General features: G+C 61.5%; 17 protein-coding genes. 4 read left to right on the plus strand and 13 right to left on the minus strand.

The window, feature by feature from the left end:
- Window positions 1-93: 93 nt before the first annotated feature.
- From PP4_RS14580 to PP4_RS14620, 9 genes are all read right to left on the minus strand, one after another.
- Window positions 94-348: a PAAR domain-containing protein gene (locus tag PP4_RS14580; protein WP_016499958.1), complete on the minus strand. Its 255-nt coding sequence runs from the start codon at window positions 346-348 to the stop codon at window positions 94-96.
- Entirely contained in the window at window positions 345-1,160 is an 816-nt protein-coding gene (locus tag PP4_RS29545) for a DUF6708 domain-containing protein (protein ID WP_231859005.1), read from the minus strand. Before PP4_RS29545 ends, PP4_RS14580 begins: the two co-directional genes overlap by 4 nt.
- Window positions 1,157-4,357, minus strand: coding sequence for a T6SS effector BTH_I2691 family protein (locus PP4_RS14590; protein WP_016499960.1), 3,201 nt, complete (start codon window positions 4,355-4,357; stop codon window positions 1,157-1,159). The genes PP4_RS29545 and PP4_RS14590 overlap by 4 nt, the downstream gene beginning before the upstream one ends.
- Window positions 4,354-5,277: a hypothetical protein gene (locus tag PP4_RS14595; RefSeq protein ID WP_016499961.1), complete on the minus strand. Its 924-nt coding sequence runs from the start codon at window positions 5,275-5,277 to the stop codon at window positions 4,354-4,356. Before PP4_RS14595 ends, PP4_RS14590 begins: the two co-directional genes overlap by 4 nt.
- On the minus strand, window positions 5,274-7,349 hold the full coding sequence (locus PP4_RS14600) for a type VI secretion system Vgr family protein (RefSeq protein WP_016499962.1): 2,076 nt from the start codon (window positions 7,347-7,349) through the stop codon (window positions 5,274-5,276). The genes PP4_RS14595 and PP4_RS14600 overlap by 4 nt, the downstream gene beginning before the upstream one ends.
- Window positions 7,350-7,362: 13 nt before the next feature.
- Window positions 7,363-8,250 carry a type IVB secretion system protein IcmH/DotU gene (icmH, locus tag PP4_RS14605; protein WP_016499963.1) on the minus strand — a complete coding sequence of 296 codons (888 nt, stop codon included), beginning with the start codon at window positions 8,248-8,250 and terminating at the stop codon, window positions 7,363-7,365.
- Window positions 8,251-8,467: 217 nt separating this feature from the next.
- On the minus strand, window positions 8,468-9,439 hold the full coding sequence (locus tag PP4_RS14610) for a 5-oxoprolinase subunit C family protein (RefSeq protein ID WP_016499964.1): 972 nt from the start codon (window positions 9,437-9,439) through the stop codon (window positions 8,468-8,470).
- Window positions 9,436-10,323 (minus strand): 5-oxoprolinase subunit B family protein, encoded by an 888-nt coding sequence (locus PP4_RS14615; protein WP_016499965.1) that lies wholly within the window; start codon window positions 10,321-10,323, stop codon window positions 9,436-9,438. Before PP4_RS14615 ends, PP4_RS14610 begins: the two co-directional genes overlap by 4 nt.
- 88 nt (window positions 10,324-10,411) lie before the next feature.
- The gene (locus PP4_RS14620; RefSeq protein WP_016499966.1) at window positions 10,412-11,170 is read right to left on the minus strand and encodes a 5-oxoprolinase subunit PxpA; all 759 of its coding nucleotides are present in this window, start codon (window positions 11,168-11,170) and stop codon (window positions 10,412-10,414) included.
- Window positions 11,171-11,290: 120 nt separating this feature from the next.
- Between PP4_RS14620 and PP4_RS14625 the strand changes: the two genes are divergently transcribed.
- From PP4_RS14625 to PP4_RS14640, 4 genes are all read left to right on the plus strand, one after another.
- Window positions 11,291-12,208 (plus strand): LysR family transcriptional regulator, encoded by a 918-nt coding sequence (locus tag PP4_RS14625; protein ID WP_016499967.1) that lies wholly within the window; start codon window positions 11,291-11,293, stop codon window positions 12,206-12,208.
- A gap of 129 nt (window positions 12,209-12,337) precedes the next feature.
- Complete coding sequence (gene treS, locus PP4_RS14630; RefSeq protein WP_016499968.1) at window positions 12,338-14,404, plus strand: maltose alpha-D-glucosyltransferase; 2,067 nt, start codon at window positions 12,338-12,340, stop codon at window positions 14,402-14,404.
- Window positions 14,405-14,515: 111 nt separating this feature from the next.
- Window positions 14,516-15,145, plus strand: coding sequence for a riboflavin synthase (locus tag PP4_RS14635; RefSeq protein ID WP_016499969.1), 630 nt, complete (start codon window positions 14,516-14,518; stop codon window positions 15,143-15,145).
- Between the two features lie 9 nt (window positions 15,146-15,154).
- Window positions 15,155-15,856 carry a YoaK family protein gene (locus PP4_RS14640; protein WP_016499970.1) on the plus strand — a complete coding sequence of 234 codons (702 nt, stop codon included), beginning with the start codon at window positions 15,155-15,157 and terminating at the stop codon, window positions 15,854-15,856.
- Here the strand turns inward: PP4_RS14640 and proP are convergent, their stop codons facing one another.
- From proP to gabP, 4 genes are all read right to left on the minus strand, one after another.
- On the minus strand, window positions 15,857-17,359 hold the full coding sequence (proP, locus tag PP4_RS14645; RefSeq protein WP_016499971.1) for a glycine betaine/L-proline transporter ProP: 1,503 nt from the start codon (window positions 17,357-17,359) through the stop codon (window positions 15,857-15,859).
- Between the two features lie 160 nt (window positions 17,360-17,519).
- Entirely contained in the window at window positions 17,520-18,494 is a 975-nt protein-coding gene (gene hemB / locus PP4_RS14650) for a porphobilinogen synthase (RefSeq protein WP_016499972.1), read from the minus strand.
- A gap of 202 nt (window positions 18,495-18,696) precedes the next feature.
- Entirely contained in the window at window positions 18,697-19,590 is an 894-nt protein-coding gene (locus PP4_RS14655) for a PA4780 family RIO1-like protein kinase (protein ID WP_016499973.1), read from the minus strand.
- Between the two features lie 87 nt (window positions 19,591-19,677).
- Window positions 19,678-21,069 (minus strand): GABA permease, encoded by a 1,392-nt coding sequence (gene gabP / locus PP4_RS14660; RefSeq protein WP_016499974.1) that lies wholly within the window; start codon window positions 21,067-21,069, stop codon window positions 19,678-19,680.
- Window positions 21,070-21,150 lie beyond the last annotated feature (81 nt).

Raw genomic sequence — 21,150 nt, forward strand, 5'->3', positions numbered from 1 at the left:
CAGGTCACACGCCATCTTTGTGGGAGCGGCTTTAGCCGCGAACACCGGCGTAGCCGGTGCCATCCACTTCAATACCTGCTTCACAAGCCCCTCTTACAGCAGCCACCCAGCATCCCCTTCCTCAAGCACACCACCGTGATCCGTCCGGTCGCCTTTGCGGGCCACCGCCGCACCTTCGATCAGGAAATGCCCGGCCCCACTCTCTATCACCGCGCCACAGGTGGTCCGGTCACCTACCCTGGCGACCGGCCTGCCGTTAAACGTATACGTAGCGCTGCCGCTTTCGACCTGGTTTACCCCATGCAGCGGACAGTTATGTTGGTGTCCTACAAGTACAACCGGATTCATAGGGCTTCGCCTTCAGACGGTGCAGTACGGGATTCGCGATCTATGGCCTCCGGCCAATGAACCTTCGGCGCCAGGCAATGCATGTGGCTCAAGCCATCGTCATCGTTCCAGTCGCGGGGTGGGTGCACGAATTCTGGCAGGGCTTCGGGGCCTTGTTGCATGAACAGCCGGGCGATGGCCCAGTAGGCCTCGCCGTGGTAGAGGTCGTGGGTGAAGAAGACGCGATCGATGACTTCGTTGCTTTCAGGATTGCGCACCGACAGCATGACGTTTTCTATCAGGCCGCCGTGGCCGGGGGCATAGACGCGATAAACCTCGGCGGTTACGTCGTCCCAGTTGTAGGCGACAGGTTTAACACCCCAGTGTTTTCGGCTGAATAGGTAGATGTAATGGAATCTGAATTGATAGAGATAGATTTTCCGACGCAGGCGGTTGAAACGAATGGGTTCGTCCCTTGGGAGCATCAGGTCCATCTTTACATGGGATGCAATTGCCCACATGGCGATCGGCGGCAATAAAACCATGACGAGGCAAACAAACCAGTCACGCGACCAATTAACATTCAACATTAGCAAATATAAATATATGGCCATTCCAAATGATATGACTAAAGTTGCCCCTCCTACCAGAGCAGCAACACCGCGCAAACTGACACTCGACCTCGGAAGCTCTAGGCACACATCATCAAGATAATTCGGCGCTGGCTTAACATCCTCAACACCAAAACGCGGAGCTGACTGCGAATTCACATCAGGCAGATCATAGCTCCAAAACAAAGCCCTATCCCAAAGAGCTCTAGGCTTGGCTTTCACTCGTTAAGCTCCTTGACGCAAATCTCAATATAAGCATCCGGCAGCGCTGTATCTGGCCAGTACATTACTAGCAGCGTCGCAGCACCTATGGTGTGCGACCCGATAGTCGGCACCAGTTCTGTAACCCCAGTGATTTCCAGCCAAGATATTGCCAAATCCTCTGACCTCTCGGATTTACGCTTTCTATTCACTGAAATATTTTTTCTATAGTCGGGTAGTCTGGGCTGAGAGAAACCAGAAAATCTTGCCGCTTTAGTGAGAGCCTCAATCGGGAGAGCCTGATATTCTTCCACAAGCACAGTTTCTCCACCAAAGAAGTCGGGGAAAGTGCCATCACCATGCCGATGCACTACGAGGACCAAGCGAAAAGCTGAGCATTCATCACTGTAACTAGGTAACACGACTTGAAATTTAAGTTTATGCTCTAACTCCAAACTGACCAACCCTCCTATCCTGGGCGCAGCCGAATTGATTGACCGATTGGACTCGAAGTTAATCGCCGCGCAAACACCCAGGGTCGCCGCATTAAGCTCTGCAAACGCAATATCCGCATATTCCGGGCTGCCCCAGAATACGGCTGGCTTCTCATCAGCTTTGCCAAAGCAGCAGCGTCGCGCCCATCGCTCCAAGGCTACAGATTCGTTTCCTTCAGCCCACTTGCTGATTGCGTACGCCGTGAGCGCCAGCATCACTGCCAACCCTAAAGGCCCTAATATGAGCGGTTTAAATACTGCATATACAAATACGCCAGTTGAAACGGTGAACCCAAATCCCGCCCCGATATATATAGCTCCGGCTCTGTTGTCTCCTGCTGCTAGCACGCGCTTTGCTGCAGCAAATGCTTGCGCCGTATCGAATATCCCGGCTATTGCACTAATAATTGCACCAAACTTGATTAGCGAAACGCCAGTTCCCGCCGCGCCCTTAGCCCCGGGTATTGACCTCAGCACGAGCCCAATCAGCTCAATTTGCCCGCCCAGCAACCCCAATTGCGAACCCTGCAACGCTAACTTGGCCTCATGCGCCTTGGGCCCAATCTCCGCTTCCGCTTTTTCCTGATTCTTGGCCAGGCTGTCGTATTGCAAGTACAGCCCTCCAATCGCCAGCAGTACTTCCCAGCTTCCCGCCACACCCCGCAAGCCGCGAAAGCCAGTCCGCACCAACTCCGCCGCCTGCTGCGCAGTGATCTTCATCCTCTGGAACACCTTTCGCGCATCCGGCTCTAGCGTCCCCGCCGCCACCGAGATATCCACCAACGCCCGCTGCGCCAAGCTGCTCGCCTGAGTCACCTTCATGCTGGCTTCCTCAAACAACCGACCCTGCACGTCCGCCGCAGTACCCTCGACCCACACCGACACATTGATCATGGTGTTGGTAAACCGCGGATCCAGCACTGCCAGGCTCATCAGCCCGTGCTGGATGATCGGCCGCACCTTGTTCCAGGCCCTGGTTGAATGAATGTCGATGTCATCAATGTTGCGATGCATCCGGTCCCTGGCCTCGGCGATCGAGGCGTTGGCCTTGTGCTGTAATTCGCGTAAATGAGCACTCTGCAGGGCGTAGTACTCGCCCAGCTTCATCTTCACTTCCAGCTCGATCAGGTGCACGCCGTTGTAAAGGAACTGGGTTGCACTGTTCAGGTGCCGCACAGCAGTCTGAATGCCAGGGGGCAAGTTGGGCGACAACCGTTGGCTGGCGGCGTTGAGCGCGCCTTGGGTTTCGGCGATGGCTTGCTTGAGGGTGTTGCGCATGTGCAAGCCGGCATCGTCGCTGGCGATGATTTTGCTCAGCATCGAATAAAGCTTGTCGCTGTCATTCCAGTTGATGGTTTCGGCAGCTGAAAAGCTGGGAAGCAGGCCAGCCAACAACATACGGTCGCGCATCAGCAATGCGCGGTAGGGTGGGCTGTCTGGATCCTCTAGCCATTTCAGCCAGAGGGTTTCGCTAGTGCCGGCCGCAGCAGCCGCGCCAGGCACAATCGCCTCGGTAATCCCGCCACCCAGGCACAGCGCCATGGTCTTGGCGTACGCCACGCCAGACTCACGATGATCGCCGTCGTAGTCGTACTGCTCGGCCACCTTGAACATGGGCGTGTCGAACAGCACGGCGTAAGCACGGGCGTCCTTGTCGATGTAGCGCTGAAACTCGGCTTCCTGCTGGTCATACCCGGCCTGGAACGCCGCCCGTTGCGGTTCGTGGTAGCGCTGTTCGAGTTTATCGTCGCTGTCCTTCATCGCTTGCTCGACCATACGCGGCCGCTCTACCGTAGGGTCAATCGGTACAAACGGCCCTCTACCCGCCATCGGCTCCAGTGAAGGCACCTTCTGCGCTGCCCACTCCCGCTGCGTGGCGCGAATGACCTGCAGGATCTGCGAAGTCTGCAATTGGTAGGCACGCATGGGGTCTTCGCGCCAGACCTGGCGCTTCACCACCCAGTTCAACCGCTGATGGTTGAGTTCCTGAATCAGGCCAACGGTATCGTCGAGCACCACCGCCAGCACGCCGTTCTCCAGCTTGTGCCGGTTCATCGCGTTGACCAGATAGCCGCGCATCGCAAACCGGCGCAGCCAGCGGCTGTGAAACCCATGTGCACTGTCGAACGGTGAGCAGCCGCGCTGTGCGTACTCGAACACATCCTTGTCGATCTGCAGGTTGTCGGGCGTCATGGCCATGCCCAGTAATTCTGGGTTGTTGCGGGCTTGCGTGAGGTCGACCCCCTCGAAGCGGTGCGCAGGCGCCTGGCCTTTCTTGTAGGCATTCAGCACGCTGACCGGCCAGGCATCGCTGGAGAAGGCCAGCCAGGCTGTGCCATACCGGTCGGTATCGATGTTCAGGAAGGCCGAAGGGATATCGTGGTTCTCATTCACACACTTTTCGGGTAGCGACGCGGGTAGGCCGTCTGACGGTTCGTAGGGGTTGAAGCGCCGCAGGTGGCCCTGTTCGCTGACTTCGTAGGCATGCCAGACCTGCTGATCAAGCAGCACATACAGGTAACCCAGGCGCAAGGTGCGCAGGCCCATCCTGGCTGAAACGTGCAGGCTACCGGCGACGGTGGTGACGCAACCTGGGCGCGCATCCGGCACGAGGGCGCGGCGCAGCGGTAGTATCGGCAAACCTTGCCGCTCGCAGGCCATGCACTGGTCAGAAGGGAGCCCGGCTTCGGCTGTCGCAATGGCGATACGTTGACTGAGGGTCATAAGCGCCTCTCGTTTACTGGGAGGGGGTCGATCAGGCGACACCATTGCGCCTCGGAATAACGAGCGAGCATTGGGGCAAGTGGACGGCGATCGTTGACGGCTGCCTCAACCATGCTGCGCACTGCAGCAACGGCATTCAGCTTGGGATGGATGCACAGGTGATGAAGAGCGAAAACCGTGATGTCCTCCTCTGCGCTCAGGCCCAACGCTCGCGCGTCGTCAATATGGTTTGATACACGCACGGCGGCTAATGGCGGTATCTGGCACTGGCTCGCGTCCTCCGAGCCCGCACGCAGCACTCTCCAGACAGCCAGCACGCGCTCGACCAACCCCACATCCTCCTGAATCCGCTGGGCAGGCTCCGGCAAAGAGTGCCGCGGTCCGCTCTGCCCTTTGAGGTGGGCCAACCTTCCACCGCTACTCAGGAACAACCAGCTGTTGATCGGCCACCACGGGCCATGCTCGACCTGCTTGAACGTTGCCGCGAGCAGCTCCAGGCGAACGGGTTCATAGACTGGGTAAAAGTTGAAGTGGCGCTTGGCATCGGGTATTTGGCACATGGCCGTGAGGTGAGCGGCTACAGTGGCCGGTGTTGCCTCGCTGAACAGCCAGCCACTCAAGTAGCGTCGGTGCTGGTGCAGCCCTCTGTACGCTGCACGAGCCGTCAATTCGAGCAAGTCACTGCGGGGAAAAGATCCGGGCGAGGCCAAGCAGGCCAATACCGGGTGCAGGTGAGGCACATGGGCCAGATCGGCCCTGTGCACACGCGTCAACGCCGCTTCGCCTAACGTTTCGCGCAGTCGGGCAAGCAAGTTTTGGTCGCTTCCAGCCGTAACCGCCAGTGGGTCTATCAGTACATGGCAATGCAAATGCGCCGCATGGTGCCCTTCAATGCTGCGGGCCAGGTTCTCGATCTTCATGCCTTGACCTCGCACTTGTTACTGCCATCAGCCGTAAACTCAAGTGACTGACTATTGCCATCCCCCTTCGCTACCGCCTTGGTCTGCCCCTGCAGATCGAGTGTCAAGCCGTTGATGGTAATGCCCTGGGCATCCAGCACGATGCTGCCGCCGGGGCTTCTGAACTCGATGCGTTCACTGGCCAGCAACTGGTAGACCGTCGTGCGTGTTTGCACCCCCTGTCCGACGCTGATCGATTGAACCCCTTTGATCACAAGCTCGCTGTTGTTGCCGATGACAACCCGCTGGTTGGCGCCCGTTGACTCGCTGCGGTTGTTGCCCACTTGTTCGTTCAGGTCATGCTTGATGTCCACACGGCTGTTTTGCCCGATGACCTGGGTATGGTCACGGGCCGTGTCCTGGCGGAAGTTGTTGCCGATGGTCAGTTGCTCATCCTGGCCAACTTGCTCCACTCGATTGCGCCCGATAGTCGTGGTTTCGTCATTGCCCACCACATTGACCTGGTTCCTTTGGGCATGGATGAACACTTCCTCCTTGCCCAGTTCATCCTCGAAACGCAGTTCGTTGAAGCCATCGCCCTTATGGGTCTGGCTCTTGATGGTCATCCGCGTCTTGTGCTTGGGCAGGTCATACGGCGGCAGCTGATTGCCACAGTAGGTGCGCCCGGTGATCATCGGCTGGTCCGGGTCGGCGTCGACGTACTGGATGATCACGTCCTGGCCTATGCGCGGAATGGCCATCGAACCCCAGCTGCCACCGGCCCAGCCTTGCGACACGCGTACCCAGCAGGAACTGAACTCGTTGTCCTGGCTTTCCCGGTCCCAGGGGAAGCTGACCTTCACCCGGCCCCATTGGTCGCAGTAGATTTCCTCGCCCTTGGGCCCCACCACCGTCGCCATCTGCGGGCCGTCGATGCGCGGCTTGGGCAACGGCGCCGGGCGCCATTCGGTTCTGCCGGGCACCAGCACGGCTGCCTGCGTGTAGCGGGTGTCTTGCCGGGCACCCGCAGCCTCTTCCTGAAGGCTGGTGAACTGGGTGCCTTCATGGTGCACGCGGGTTGCACGCCAATGCATGTTCAGGTCGTTGCGCGGGTGCTCGATCAGGGTGAAGCTCAGCCCCGGCTGCAGGCGCACGTCGTCGCCGCCCACCTCGGCCATGCGGGCGTCATGGCGCCAGGCTGTGATGCGGGTGGCGGTGAAGGGCGCGCCGACCGCCCCGCGCTTGTAGCGGCCGGGGTAGTCGAAGCGCTCGTACGTGGTGGACTGGTGCTTCAGGTCGCTGCCGTCGGCACGTTGCTCCTGGCGGTAGGCCGGGTGGGTGAAGGTGTAGTCGCGCTGCACCTGGCGCGCGGTACGTACCTGCTCGCTGTAACGCAGGCGGCGCAGGCACGGCCTGGCCTGGTTGCCGCCGCTGTTGGCGTGGTACAGCACCTGGTTGGGGTCGGTGTCGTCGTCAAAGAAAACTTCGTCCTCGTCATCGCCCTTGATGGCGCCCTGGCTGATCTGCCCCAGCCCCAGCAGCCGGTCGGTGATCAGCAGCTTGTGCAGTTTTGGCGTGTGCTCGAAGCGGTAGACAAAACCCTCTTCGGCGGCCAGGCGGGCGATGAAGTCGAGGTCGGTTTCACCGGCCTGCACGCAGAACTCGCGCACCTCATGCTTGTCGATGCTTCTCAGCTCGTAGCCGGTGATGCCCTGGCGCTTGAGCATGATCTCAAGAATCTGCGGCACGGTTTTCTGCTGGAAGATGCGCCAGTTCGAGCGCAGCCCGGCGCGGGCCAGCACGGGTTCGACCAGGGCGCGGTAACGGGTGCGATGGAAGCCTGTTTCACCCTGGCTGAAGGTGCTGACCAGGCCGTGCACGTAACGCAGCGGGCGCTCGCCGCGCCAGATCGTGAACAGCACCGGCTTGTCGAGCAACTGGCCAAAGTCGACATCGTCTTCGAAACTGACCAGTTCCAGCTTCAGCTGGAACGGCGTGCTGATGGCTTCGTCCAGTTCGAACGACACCACTTCGAACTCACTCCGGCCAGCCAGCGGCTGGAAGGTAAAGCGCAAATCGGATTGGCTAGGCATATGGCGGCCCCTGCTACTGCTGCAGAATCGCGTTGAGCGATTCCAGGACTTCGGCGGTGAGCAGGTCGAGGCGGTAGCTGTAGTAGCTGTAGTAGCTGTAAGCGCAGACCATGGCGACGGCGGAGATCACCAGCGGGCTCCACCAGGGCCACTCCCAGCGTCGCGGGCGGTGGGGGCAATGAACGACGTTGCTGTAGGGGTCGCACACCTCTTCCGGCGTGGGGCCACGCAGTTCGCGGATGACCGTGTGCATGCGCGAGATCAAGGCTTTGATGATGTCTTCGCACTTGGGGTCCAGGGCGTGCTTGCCCCTGAGGCCCAGGCAGAAGCAGTAGTACAGGAACTCCAGTACATCCTGGAATTCCCTGGGCGCCTGCATGACCCGCTCGAGCAGCACGAAGATCTTTTCGCCGCCCTGGGTTTCGTCGTGGAAGATGCTGAGCAGCGGCTGGTGGCTCCAGCACGAATTGCTGCCCCACGGGCGGCTCATCACGGCCTCGTCCAGGTACAGGCACAGGGCGTAGGAATAGACTTCCTGGTGCACGATGGGGTACCCGTGCTGCTGGATTTCTTCGCGAATGTTGCTGACCTGGTTTTGCACGGTCTTGTGCACGTAGGAGAGGTTGGGCAGGTCATCCAGGGTGCGCAGGCGAATGACCAGCCCGAACAGCGGGCTTGCCGCGTCGAGCATCAGGTTTGCGAAGCCGCCACGCAGCTGGAACTCCAGGTCGGCGGGGTAACCTTCAAAATCCGGTCCTGCTCGCTGCCCCTGGTCAGCCGGATAGGGTGAATCGCTGCCCTCCGGCACTTCGAGCATCGCGTAGACGCTGCGTTCTGAAGCGTCATGGGCATCGACAGCGCCGTCGGGTTTTACCGGAGGCAGATCGGATGGGCCGGGCATGAAGTGGTCCTTGTCTTCGAGAAAACTGAAGACATGAACACTATCGGGGAATCAATTCTCCAAGGAGTCTGGGGCTTCCCAAATGCTTGTAGGATCCTTCTCTGAATCAAGTTTCCAAACGTTTCCCTGGCAACATCCTGCTAGAGAATAGCGCCCTGAAGGAGCGGGTTTTCCGCTCCTGCAGGGATCGCACAACCCTTCCACAAGCGCCTCGCGCTCAGCCAAAGAGCTTGGCCAGGCAGGCCAGTTTCTTCTTGTATGATCGCCGCGCCTCCAGCGCCTGCTCCAGGCTCACCGCCAGGAACCTTGCCTGCTGGTTGGGCTGCATCTGGCCGATCAGGTCGAGGTCGGCGCTGATCACCGTGCCGATCATGGCGTAGCCGCCACCCGACACCGCATCACGGTGCAGGACGATCGGTTCCAGCCCCGCTGGCACCTGGATCGAACCGATCGGATAGCAGCTATCGACGATGTTCGACGGGTCCGAGCCGGCACCGAACGGTTGCTCCCGCGGCTGGAAGCTCAAGGCGCTGCCGCCTTTGTAGCGATAGCCGATACGGTCCGCTTCGGAGCCGACTGTCCAGGCCTGGGTGAAGAAGCTTTGCGCTGCGGCCTCGGTCAGGCGATGGAAGTACAGCCCGGGCACCACCCGCACCACCACCTCGCCGCCCAGGGCCTGGCGCAGGGCCATGGGCAGGCTCGCACCGGCGCGCGTCTTGCCGCTGGGCACACCGACCGGCAGCACGTCGCCTGCCATCAGCTTGCGCCCCTGGAACCCGCCCAACGCCCCCAGCGCGTAGGTAGAACGGCTGCCGAGCACCTCAGGTACATCAATGCCACCGGCAACGGCCAGGTAGGCACGGGCGCCCGCCGTGGGGAAGCCGAAGCGCAAAACCTGCCCTGCGCGCACGGTAAATGCCGTGTCGGGGCGCTGCTCGCGGCCATCCAGCAAAGCGGGCATCTGTGCACCGCAGACCGCTACCAGCGCATCCTGCTGGAACTCCAGCTCCGGCCCCACCAGCGCACACTCAAGGGCTGCTGCGCCGGCCGGGTTGCCCACCAGGTGGTTGGCCGCGCGCAGGGCGTACTGGTCGAGTGCACCGGACGGCGGAATGCCCAGGTGGTAGTAGCCTTCACGGCCCAGGTCCTGCACCGAGGTGGCCAGGCCGGGTTTGAGTACCTTGATCATGCCAATACCTCCTGCAGCGACTTGGGGTAACCGACCGGGTCGGCAAGGAAGGCATCCAGGGAGAATTCGACCGGGCGAATACGCAAGTCGAAACGGCCCTCTTCCACATCTGCCACTGCCTGGTCGTAGGCCCGGCGATCAATGGGCTTGAACTGCACGATGTCACCCGGGCGGAAAAACACCATGTGCGCCTTCAGGTAGTTCAGTGTTTGCCGAGGGTCGTAGATCGGTGCCGGGGTGACGCCGAACATCTGGTAGCCCCCCGCACCGCGCACCGAGTAGATGCAACCGAAGCAACCGCCATGGCCCAGGGTGAGTTTGGGCGTGTCGGTACGCGGGCGAAGGTATTTAGGCACCTGCAACTGCCGCTCGCGCTCGACCATCTGGAACATGAACGGCAGGCCGGCCACGAAACCGACCATCGACACGAACCAGGGCGCACCACTGTGGGCGGCAATGAAGGCGTCGACATCGGCCAGCCCATTGATGCGCGCCGCGTATTCCAGGTCGGTGCTGGCCGGGTCCTGGTGGCGGTCTCGGAAACGCATCAGGGTTTCATGGGTCCAGGGGTCGTTGTACAGCACCGGGATCTCGATGATCCGCGTCTGCAACGAGCGCTCGGCCACAGCCTCGGCCTCGGCACCTTGCACCGCTTCAAGCAGCGCCTGCGGCGCAATGCGGTCGGGGTCGAAGCGGATCTGGAACGAGGCATTTGCCAGGCACACGTCCAGCACGCCATCCAGAGCCAGCCGTTCAACGGCGCGGGTGACGGCCATGCCCTTGAAAAACGCTTCCAGCGACATGCTGTCGCTGACTTCGGCAAACAGGTGCTCGTCTGCGCCGAAGCTGTAGCGGATCGGGGTTGTAGCAAGCGGTTCGGCCATGACTGTTCCTTTTCTTGGAATCTTTATAGAAAGGCAGGCGAAAAAAATACACGGGCTCCGGCTTGTGCCAGACGGATGCCTCACGGGCTCAGCGTGGCGCGCGCACCACAATACCCGCCGCGTCCAGCGCCCTGCGCGTGGCCTCGACCAGGTCGAGCGCGCCGGGGGTATCACTGTGCAGGCAGATTGAGTCGAATTCGATGGCCAGGTCCTGCCCCTCGACCGTGCGCACCAGGCCCTGCTGGCATGCCCGCAATACGCGCTCGGCAACCGCGTTGGGCTCATGGCCGCGCACATTGCGGGTGAACACGATCGAGCCGCTCAGGTCGTACTCACGGTCGGCGTAGAACTCGCGAACCACTGGCTGGCCAAGTTCCTGGGCAATACGGCAGATCACCGAACCCGGCATGCAGTACAGCAGCAGCTCCGGCTCGATCACCCGCAGGTTTTCCACCAACAGGCGGGCAGCTTCTTCGTCACGCGCCAGGTGCATGTACAGCGCACCGTGCGGCTTGATGTGCTGCAGGCGCACCCCTTGGGCACGGGCAATTTCGCGCAGTGCACCCAGCTGGTAGAGCATGTCGTCGACCAGTTCCTGGGCTGGCGCGTTGATGTGCCGGCGACCGAAGCCGACAAGGTCACGAAAGCCCGGGTGCGCACCCACCGCCACGCCCAGGGCCTTGGCCCGCTCGACGGTGCGGCGCATGGTGCCGGGGTCGCCGGCATGAAAACCCGTGGCGATGTTGGCCGTGCTTATGTAGCCCATCAGCTCATTGTCGACGCCGTCGCCAATGGTCCACGGACCAAATCCCTCACCCATGTCCGAGTTGAAATCCACCACCTGCATGACTGTCTCTCCTGGTGCTTGTGACTGCATGCAAGCCACGTTAGATTCTCCCTACCCCCTTGGGAAGATCTATAAACAGATAGGGTGTCTTCGGAAAATCAGATACCTCAGGAGCCAACCGTGTCACTGACCCTGCGCCAGGTCCGCTACTTCGTTGCCACCGCCGAGATCGGCCAGATTTCCCAGGCAGCCATCCACCTGAACATCTCCCAGTCGGCGGTGACCACGGCAATCAAGGAACTGGAAGCCATGCTTGGCGTGCTGCTGTTCCAGCGCTCGGCCCAAGGCATGAGCTTGACCGAGGCTGGCCGGCACTTCCTGAACCGCGCCTACGTGATTCTGCGCAGTGTTGACGACGCACTGAACAGCCCGCTGCCGAACGTGCGCGCCAGCGGCCTGCTGCGCCTGGCGGCAAGCTACACAGTGATCGGCTACTTCCTGCCACACCACCTGCAGCGCCTGGAACACTGGCACCCGGATGTGACCCTGGAGCTGTACGAACAGGAGCGCAGCGCCATCGAGCAAGGTTTGCTGGAGGGGCGTTTCGACATGGCGGTTGTGCTCACGGCCAACCTCACCCACCCCGACATCGTCTCCGAAACCCTGTTCAACTCCGAGCGCCGGCTATGGCTGCCCGGCCACCACCCGCTGTGCGAGCGTTCGGCTGTAAGCCTGGCCGATGTCGCCTGCGAACCGTTCATCCTGCTGACCGTAGACGAGGCCGAGCAAAGCGCCATGCGTTATTGGGAACTGGGCGGGCAGCGCCCGAGCGTACGGGTGCGGACCAGTTCGGTGGAAGCCGTGCGCAGCATGGTTGCCAATGGCAGTGGTGTGGCGATCTTGTCAGATCTGGTGCATAGACCTTGGTCGCTGGAGGGCAAGCGCATCGAGACGGTGACCATCAGCGACCCGGTCACACCCATGAGTGTAGGGCTGGCCTGGCACCGTGAGCGGGCATTCAGCCCGGCGATGCAGGCCGTGCGTAATTACTTCCATGATGCGTTCCTGGCGCCCCAGCAGTTGTCCGCCCGGCGCTGAGGGTGTACTGGCAGGGCCAGCCTCTTCGCGGGTTTACCCGCGAAGAGGCCATCACAGGTTTCAGCCGAACGATCAGGCCACACTGCCGTCATAACCTGAGCCGGTGCCGACACGCAAAGAGGACGCGAAATGACCCAGCCCGACCCGTCATACGTCAAATGGCTCGAAGACCGCGCCATGCTCAAGGCTTCCCAAGAGCGGGCCAGCCTGTATTCAGGGCAGTCACGCCTGTGGCAACAGCCCTACGCCGAAGCCCAGCCCCGCCGCGCCACTGAAATCGCCTCGGTCTGGTTGACCGTCTACCCCGACGCCATCATCGCCCCGCAAGACTGCTCCGTGCTCGGCGCGCTGGCCCACGAAGCGCTGTGGAAGCGCCTGTCGGAGATCGGCGTTCAAGGCCTGCACACTGGCCCGATCAAGTTGTCCGGCGGCATCCGTGGCCGCGAACTCACCCCCAGCGTGGACGGTAACTTCGACCGCATCAGCTTCGATATCGACCCGCTGTACGGCAGCGAGCAGGAACTGGTGCAGATGAGCCGCATGGCCGCCGCGCACAATGCCGTGACCATCGACGACCTGATCCCCTCGCACACCGGCAAAGGTGCCGACTTCCGCCTGGCCGAGATGGCCCACGGGCCTTACCCGGGGCTGTACCACATGGTCGAAATCCGCGAAGAAGACTGGCCACTACTGCCAGAGGTGCCCAACGGCCGCGATTCGGTCAACCTGCTGCCGGCCCAGTGCGACGAGCTCAAGGCCCGCCATTACATCGTCGGCCAGTTGCAACGGGTGATCTTCTTCGAGCCCGGAGTGAAAGAAACCGACTGGAGCGTCACGCCGCCCATCACCGGTGTCGATGGCAAAACCCGTCGTTGGGTCTACCTGCACTACTTCAAGGACGGCCAACCCTCGCTGAACTGGCTGGACCCGACCTTCGCGGCCCAGCAGATGATCATTGGTGATGCCCTGCACGCCCTGGACTGCCTGGGCGCGCGCGGCCTGCGCCTGGACGCCAACGGTTTTCTGGGCGTGGAAACGCGGGCCAGCGGCACCGCCTGGTCGGAAAGCCACCCCCTGTCGATCGTCGGCAACCAGTTGATCGGCGGCATGATCCGCAAGGCGGGCGGCTTCAGCTTCCAGGAACTGAACCTGACCCTGGACGACATCGCGCAGATGTCCAAGGGCGGGGCCGACCTGTCCTACGACTTCATCACCCGCCCGGCCTATCAGCATGCGCTGCTGACCGGTGACACTGAGTTCCTGCGCCTGATGCTCAAGGAAATGCACGCCTTCGGCATCGACCCGGCCTCGCTGATCCATGCCCTTCAGAACCACGACGAGCTGACCGTGGAACTGGTGCATTTCTGGACCCTGCACGCCCACGACATGTACCTGTACAAGGGCCAGACCTTGCCCGGCAGCATCCTGCGTGAGCATGTCCGCGAAGAGATCTACGAACGCCTCTCGGGCGAGCACGCCCCCTACAACCTGCGCTTCGTGACCAATGGCATCGCCTGCACCACGGCCAGCCTGATCGCCGCAGCACTGGGCATCCGCGACCTTGAGCAAATCGGTGCAGCCGAAATCGAGCTGATCCAGAAAGTGCACCTGCTGCTGGTCATGTACAACGCCATGCAGCCCGGGGTGGTCGCGCTGTCCGGCTGGGACTTGGTCGGCGCCCTGCCCTTGCCCGCCGAGGCGGTCGCGCAACGAATGCTGGATGGCGATACCCGCTGGATTCACCGAGGCGGTTACGATTTGGCCGGGCTCGCCCCACAGGCCGAGGAATCAGTGCGCGGAATGCCGCGGGCCCGGGCATTGTATGGCAGCCTCGACAGCCAGCTGGACCGTGGTGATTCGTTTGCCTGCAAGGTGAAAAAACTGCTGGCAGTGCGACAGGCCTATGGCATCGCCACCAGCCGCCAGGTGCTGGTACCTGAAGTCAGCAGCCCAGGGTTGCTGGTGATGGTGCATGAACTGCCAGCCGGGCGCGGTATCCAGATCAGTGCACTGAATTTTGGCCAGGAAGTAATTGCCGAGCAATTGCAGTTGACCGGGTTCACGCCGGGGCCGGTAGTGGACATGATCAACGAAACGGTCGAAGGGGACCTGACCGAGGATGGGCGACTGCTGGTGAACCTGGACCCGTACGAGGCACTGTGCCTGCGAATCGTCAACAGCAGTGGACATGTGTAAATGGCGCCGGGCTAAGGCGGTGCAGCAGCAGAGGGGCAGGTCGGTCTTGCATTTACAACGCTACGGGCATAGCGTTCGGGGGATTTCTTTTCCGTGCCCAGGAGCAATTCCATGTACACCGGCATCGTCCAGGCCGTTCGCCCTCTGCTTGATGTGACCACCTACCCGGGCCACAACCAGTTCACCATCGACCTCACACCGGAGCTGCTCGAGGAGCTGAAGATCGGTGCCAGCGTCAGTGTCGAAGGCACCTGCCTGTCGGTCACTGAAATCGCCGGCACCCAAGTCAGGTTCGACGCCATGACCGCCACGCTCGAACGCACCAACCTACGCTTCTTCAAGGCGGGCCAGGGGGTCAACATTGAACGTTCGGCGAAAATGAACGCCGAAGTCGGTGGCCACCTGATGGCCGGCCATATCGCCACCACCGCCGAAATCGTCGAACTGTCGATCAAGGAAACCGGCGCCTTCATCAAGTTCCGCATGCCCCCGGAATGGGGCAAGTACGTGTTCCCACGCGGTTTCATCGGGGTCAATGGTTGCAGCCTGACCGTCGCCGATGTCGACGACAACGTCATCACCATCAACCTGATCCCGGAAACCCTGCGCCAGACCACTTTTGCCAGCTACAAGGCCGGCGATCAGCTCAATATCGAGGTCGATCACCAGACCATGGTGCTGGTCGATGTGGTGGAGCGCACCATCAAAGGCACCCTGGCCCGCGAAAAACTGCTGCGCTGAGGCCTGCCCATGCTGCCTAACGCCCTCCCCGCGCGCACGGCCAGGCGGCTTCGCGTGCAAGTGTTGCGTGGCCGTGTCGGCCTTGGCCTGGTCGCTGGTTTGTCGGTGCTGGCCGGCATGACCGATGCCATCGGCCTGCTGGCGCTGGGGGACTTCGTGTCGTTCATGAGTGGCAATACAACACGCCTGGCAGTGGCCATCAGTGAGGCAGACCTTGCCTTGGTGCTGCGCCTGAGTGGCGCGATACTGGGTTTTGTCGCTGGCAATGCGCTGGGCGTGATGCTGGCGCGTGGTTTGCGCCGCCGGGCCTGGCCCGTGTTGCTGATGGTTGCGGTACTGCTGGCGTTCGCAGCGGCGTGGCCGTTGGCGGCCACCTTCCCGGCATTGTTGGCCGCCACACTGGCCATGGGCATGATCAATGCCGTGGTTGAACAGGTGAACGGCCTGCCCATCGGCCTGACTTACGTCACCGGCGCCCTGTCCCGCTTCGGCCGTGGCCTGGGGCGTTGGCTGATGGGCGAGCGGCGCAACGGCTGGCGGGTGCAGCTAGTGCCCTGGGCCGGCATGCTGCTAGGCGCCGCGTTGGGCGCCTGGCTGCAACAGCGCCTGGGCCTGCAGGCACTGGCTGGCAGCTGCGCGCTGGCCTGTGTGCTGGCCCTGGTGTCGCGGTTCATCCCGCGCGGCTGGCAGCGTGGCTACATGCCGCGCTGATCAATCAATGCGCGGGTGCTGCTGTGCCAGCGTCTCGCGCTTGGCTTCCAGCTCGGCAATCTGCGCATCGATGTCCTCGATCTTCTGCTCGATGTTGTCGTGGTGCTCCTGCAACAGCTCACGCGCTTCTTCGATGTCCGACGCCGCCGGTGCCGCGCCGCGCAGCGGCTTGTTGGCAGTTTCCTTCATGGTCAGCCCGGTCAGCAGGCCAATAGCGGCGATCACCATCAGGTAGTAGGCCGGCATGTACAGGTCGCCCGTGCTCTCCACCAGCCAGGCAGTGAGGGTCGGGGTAAGCCCGGCGATCAACACCGAAATGTTGAAAGCGGCTGCCAAGGCGCTGTAGCGGATGTGCGTAGGGAACATCGCCGGCAGCGTCGAGGCCATCACACCGATGAAGAAGTTCAGCAGCACGGCAATGATCAGCAGCCCGGCAAAAATCACCCCCAGCACGCCGCTGTTGATCAGCATGAACGCTGGAATGGCCAGGGCGAACAGGCCGACACTCCCGAGGATGATGAACGGCCGGCGGCCGAACTTGTCGCTGAGCAGGCCGATCACCGGCTGCACGAACAGCATGCCGACCATGATCGCAATGATGATCAGCACGCCATGGTCTTCGCTGTAATGCAGGTTGTGCGACAGGTAGCTGGGCATGTAGGTGAGCAGCATGTAGTAGGTGACGTTGGTGGCAATCACCACGCCGATGCAGGTCACCAGGCTGCGCCAGTGCTGTGTGGCCACTTCCTTGAACGACACCTTGGGCCCGGAGGCCAGGCCTTCGCGGTCGCCCTGCTCCAGCTTGTCGACATGCTGCTGGAACGCAGGTGTTTCTTCCAGCGCATGGCGCAGGTAAAGGCCGATGATGCCCAACGGCAGGGCCAGGAAGAACGGCAGGCGCCAACCCCATTCAAGGAACTTTTCTTCGCCCAGAATGGTTGAAATCAGCACCACCACGCCCGCGCCCAGGACAAAGCCGGCAATCGAGCCGAAGTCCAGCCAGCTACCGAGAAAACCGCGTTTGCGGTCGGGGGCGTATTCGGCCACAAAGATCGACGCGCCGGTGTACTCGCCGCCCACCGAAAAGCCCTGGGCCATCTTGGCCAGCAACAACAGGATCGGTGCCCAGATGCCGATGCTGGCATAGGACGGAATCAGGCCGATGGCGAAGGTGCTGAGCGACATGATGACGATGGTCGCCGCGAGGATTTTCTGCCGCCCGAACTTGTCGCCCAAGGCGCCGAAGAACAAACCGCCCAATGGCCGGATCAGGAACGGCACCGAGAACGTGGCCAGCGCCGCAATCATCTGCACGCTGGGGTCGGCGTTGGGGAAAAACACCTTCCCCAGGGCATAAGCCACGAAGCCGTAGACGCCAAAGTCGAACCACTCCATGGCATTGCCCAGAGCGGCGGCGGTGATCGCCTTTTTCATCTTGGCGTCGTCGACAATGGTGATGTCCTTCAGGCCGATTGGCTGGACTTTTTTCTTGCGAGGTTTCATACCCGTATCCCTGTCGATGAATGCTCTAAGGGATCAGATACAACGGGACACTAAATAATTCAGCGCTTACTGATTTTTTGTGCGTTTGCGCCGCTTCACCAACAGCGCACAAAGAAAAGCCGCTGCAACTGCAGCGGCTTTTCGTACCCAAGGCCTGGCTTCAGATACCTTCGCGCGCCAGGTCCATGGCGAAGTAGGTCAGGATGAGGTCGGCGCCGGCACGCTTGATTGCGCCGATGCTTTCACGCACCACCCGGCCTTCATCGATGGCGCCCGCGAGGCCGCCGAACTTGATCATCGCGTACTCGCCACTCACCTGGTACGCCGCCAACGGCAGGCGCGAGGCAGCGCGGATGTCGGCGATCACGTCAAGGTAGGCGCCCGCTGGCTTGACCATCAGCACATCCGCCCCCTCCTGCTCGTCCAGCAGCGATTCGCGCACGGCTTCGCGGCGGTTCATCGGGTTCATCTGGTAGCTCTTGCGGTCGCCCTTCAGCGTGGTACCGCCGGCTTCACGGAACGGACCATACAGCGACGAGGCGAACTTGGTGGAGTAGGCCATGATCGCGGTGTCGTGGAAACCGGCCCCATCCAGCGCACTACGGATGGCCTGTACCTGGCCGTCCATTGCCGCCGACGGGGCGATGAAGTCCGCACCGGCAGCGGCGGCAATGACCGCCTGCCTGCCCAGGTTGGCCAGGGTGGCGTCGTTGTCCACGCCATGGTCATGCAGCACGCCGCAGTGGCCGTGGCTGGTGTATTCGCAGAAGCAGGTGTCGGACATCACCACCATTTCCGGCACGGTGTCCTTGCAAATGCGCGACATGCGCGCAACCAGGCCGTTTTCGTTCCAGGTGTCGCTGCCGGTGGCGTCCAGGTTGTGCGACACGCCAAAGGTCATTACCGACTTGATACCGGCACGGGCATAACGCTCGATTTCCTGGGCCAGCAGCTTCTCGGGGATGCGGTTGACCCCAGGCATGCTGGAGATCGGCACGAAGTCATCGATGCCCTCTTCGACGAAGATCGGCAGGATCAGGTCTTCCAGGCGGAATTCGGTTTCCTGGAAGATCGTGCGCAGGGATTCGTTCTGGCGCAGGCGGCGTGGACGAACGGACGGGAATTGGTTGGACATGACAGCTCCAGGGCATTTTGAACGGCGTATACCTTATGCCTGTCGCGCGCCAGTGAAAAGGCTAAATGACGAGATTGTGTCTTGCGTCAATGGCAATGGCCAGGTTTTGCCTGTGCCGGCCCCTTCGCGGGTGAACCCGCTCCCACAGAGACAGCACAGCTTCAGGAAAGGCCCCACAACGATGTGAGGCGTCTGCAACGGCTTATTGCAACCAGGGTGGCGTGGGTTCCTCAGCCTTGACCGCTCCATGCTCAGCCTCGTCACGCGCCGCACGGCGGCGTGCGTCATCCAGACGGGCCGCGTCGATCTCGCGCATCACCCCGGACACGTCAGCTTCATGTTCGTCATCTGCGAACACCCCAGTCAACGGGCTGTCGGGCAGCAAGTCACCGGCCTCGAACAGCGCCCACATCTCCTCCGCATACCGGGTGCTTTTCAGCTCCGGGGCAAAGCGCCCGAAATAATGGGCCATGTTGTCCACGTCGCGCTGCAGCATGCTGAAGGCGTGGTTGTTGGCGGCTGCATCCACGGCCTGCGGCAAGTCGATGATCACAGGGCCGTCCGGGCCGAGCAGCACGTTGAACTCGGACAGGTCGCCATGCACCAGCCCCGCACAAAGCATCAGGACGATCTGGCGAATGACAAAGGCATGGAACGTGCGGGCATCCTCGGCTTCCAGGTGCACGTCGTTCAGGCGTGGGGCGGCGTCGCCATCGGCATCGGTCACCAACTCCATCAACAGCACGCCGTCCTGGAAGTCGTAGGGCTTCGGTACCCTCACACCCGCACTGGCCAGGCGGAATAATGCCGCAACTTCGGCGTTCTGCCAGGCATCTTCGGCTTCTTTACGGCCGAACTTGCTGCCCTTGGCCATGGCCCGGGCCTGTCGGCTATTGCGCACCTTGCGGCCTTCCTGGTATTCGGCGGCCTGGCGGAAACTGCGCTTGTTGGCTTCTTTATAGACCTTGGCGCAGCGCACCTGGTTGCCGCAGCGCACCACGTACACGGCGGCCTCCTTGCCACTCATCAGCGGCCGCAGTACTTCGTCGACCAGGCCGTCTTCGATCAGGGGTTCGATTCTTTTGGGTGTCTTCATCAGGCTGTGTTCGGGGTCCTGGCTGTGATGGTCGACATCCTCTCACAGCCGGGGACGACTTGCTCGTCTGTCTTCAGCCCAGGCTGATCAGGCGCCCTGCCCTAAGCTGTTGATCGGCACCCCGCGCGCCCGCCGGCGCGTGACCAGCAAGCCGGAACACACCACCAAAACAGCCAGCACCATGGTCGACACCACTTCCAGGCGATGATCTGGACGCAGCAGCATCACGACCAGCACGCTGCAGATGAATACGATCACGCCCCAGGTGAGCCACGGGAACAGCCACATGCGGTACCCCAGGCTCTTGCCCTGTGCGGTCAGGCGCTGGCGCAGGCGCAGCTGGGAAATCGCGATAACCAGGTAGACCAGCAAGGCAATGGCCCCCGAGCTGGCCATGAGGAAGCCGAACACCTTGGCCGGCACCAGGTAATTGGCGATCACGGCCAAAAATGCCGCGCCAGTGGATAGCAGTACCGCTACCACCGGCGTGCCACTGCGGCTGGTCACCTGGGCGCAAGCCGGTGCATCACCGCGGCGGCTCAGCGAGTAGACCATGCGCGAAGCGGTATACAGCGACGAGTTAAGGCAGCTGGTCACCGAAGTCAACACCACAAAATCGATGATGGCCTTGGCATTCGCCACGCCCAGGGTATCCAGCACCGTGACATAGGAACCTTCGGTCGCCAGGCGCGGGTCAGTCCAGGGCACCAGCGCGATGACGATGAATATCGACAGGATATAGAACAAGGTGATCCGCCAGATCACCGAATTGGTGGCCTTGGAAATATGCTTGCCCGCATCAGAGGATTCGGCTGCGGCAATGGTCACCACCTCGGCGCCGAGGAACGAGAACATGGTGATCAGCATGGCGCTCAGCACCGCACCGAAACCATTAGGCATGAATCCGCCGGTATCCCACAGGCGCGAAACACCACTGACGCCAGTACCGGGCAGCAAGCCAAATATGGCGCACACACCCAGTGCAATGAACGCGACGATCGCCACCACTTTTACCAGTGCCAGCCAGAATTCGAACTCACCGTAGTTCTTCACGCTGAACAGGTTGGTGGCGGTCAGCAACAGGGTAATCACCAACGACAATACCCAGATCTCCATCTGCGGGACCCAGGAATTGATGATGGTGGCGGCAATATTGGCTTCGATGGGAATGATCAGTACCCAGAACCACCAGTACAGCCAACCGATGGTATAACCCGCCCACTTGCCGATGGCGAGGTCGGCATAGGTGGAAAACGAACCGGTATCCGGCGAAGCAACCGCCATTTCGGCCAGCATGCGCATCACCAGCACCACCAGGCCGCCGGCCAGGATGTAGGCCAGGATGGTGGCCGGCCCTGCTTCAGCAATGGCACGACCAGAGCCGACGAACAGGCCGGCGCCGATCACACCGGCAATGGACAGCATGGTGACATGCCGTGATTTCAATCCATGACTCAAATTGTTCTTGTGGGTTTGCATGGCACTACCTTGTTGTTTTTGTCATGCCCACGCTGGTGCCGCCGGCTGCACGGTCGCCGACGCAGGCGCGAAAAAGCCCGC

It is taken from the genome of Pseudomonas putida NBRC 14164 (assembly GCF_000412675.1).
Lineage (GTDB): Bacteria > Pseudomonadota > Gammaproteobacteria > Pseudomonadales > Pseudomonadaceae > Aquipseudomonas > Aquipseudomonas putida.

Bases quoted from the DNA above. Each gene is read 5' to 3' on its own strand.
- PP4_RS14580 (WP_016499958.1), bottom strand. From the start codon at position 348: ATGAATCCGGTTGTACTTGTAGGACACCAACATAACTGTCCGCTGCAT.
- PP4_RS14590 (WP_016499960.1), bottom strand. From the start codon at position 4,357: ATGACCCTCAGTCAACGTATCGCCATTGCGACAGCCGAAGCCGGGCTC.
- PP4_RS14595 (WP_016499961.1), bottom strand. From the start codon at position 5,277: ATGAAGATCGAGAACCTGGCCCGCAGCATTGAAGGGCACCATGCGGCG.
- PP4_RS14600 (WP_016499962.1), bottom strand. From the start codon at position 7,349: ATGCCTAGCCAATCCGATTTGCGCTTTACCTTCCAGCCGCTGGCTGGC.
- icmH (WP_016499963.1), bottom strand. From the start codon at position 8,250: ATGCCCGGCCCATCCGATCTGCCTCCGGTAAAACCCGACGGCGCTGTC.
- PP4_RS14610 (WP_016499964.1), bottom strand. From the start codon at position 9,439: ATGATCAAGGTACTCAAACCCGGCCTGGCCACCTCGGTGCAGGACCTG.
- PP4_RS14615 (WP_016499965.1), bottom strand. From the start codon at position 10,323: ATGGCCGAACCGCTTGCTACAACCCCGATCCGCTACAGCTTCGGCGCA.
- PP4_RS14620 (WP_016499966.1), bottom strand. From the start codon at position 11,170: ATGCAGGTGGTGGATTTCAACTCGGACATGGGTGAGGGATTTGGTCCG.
- treS (WP_016499968.1), top strand. From the start codon at position 12,338: ATGACCCAGCCCGACCCGTCATACGTCAAATGGCTCGAAGACCGCGCC.
- PP4_RS14635 (WP_016499969.1), top strand. From the start codon at position 14,516: ATGTACACCGGCATCGTCCAGGCCGTTCGCCCTCTGCTTGATGTGACC.
- PP4_RS14640 (WP_016499970.1), top strand. From the start codon at position 15,155: ATGCTGCCTAACGCCCTCCCCGCGCGCACGGCCAGGCGGCTTCGCGTG.
- proP (WP_016499971.1), bottom strand. From the start codon at position 17,359: ATGAAACCTCGCAAGAAAAAAGTCCAGCCAATCGGCCTGAAGGACATC.
- hemB (WP_016499972.1), bottom strand. From the start codon at position 18,494: ATGTCCAACCAATTCCCGTCCGTTCGTCCACGCCGCCTGCGCCAGAAC.
- PP4_RS14655 (WP_016499973.1), bottom strand. From the start codon at position 19,590: ATGAAGACACCCAAAAGAATCGAACCCCTGATCGAAGACGGCCTGGTC.
- gabP (WP_016499974.1), bottom strand. From the start codon at position 21,069: ATGCAAACCCACAAGAACAATTTGAGTCATGGATTGAAATCACGGCAT.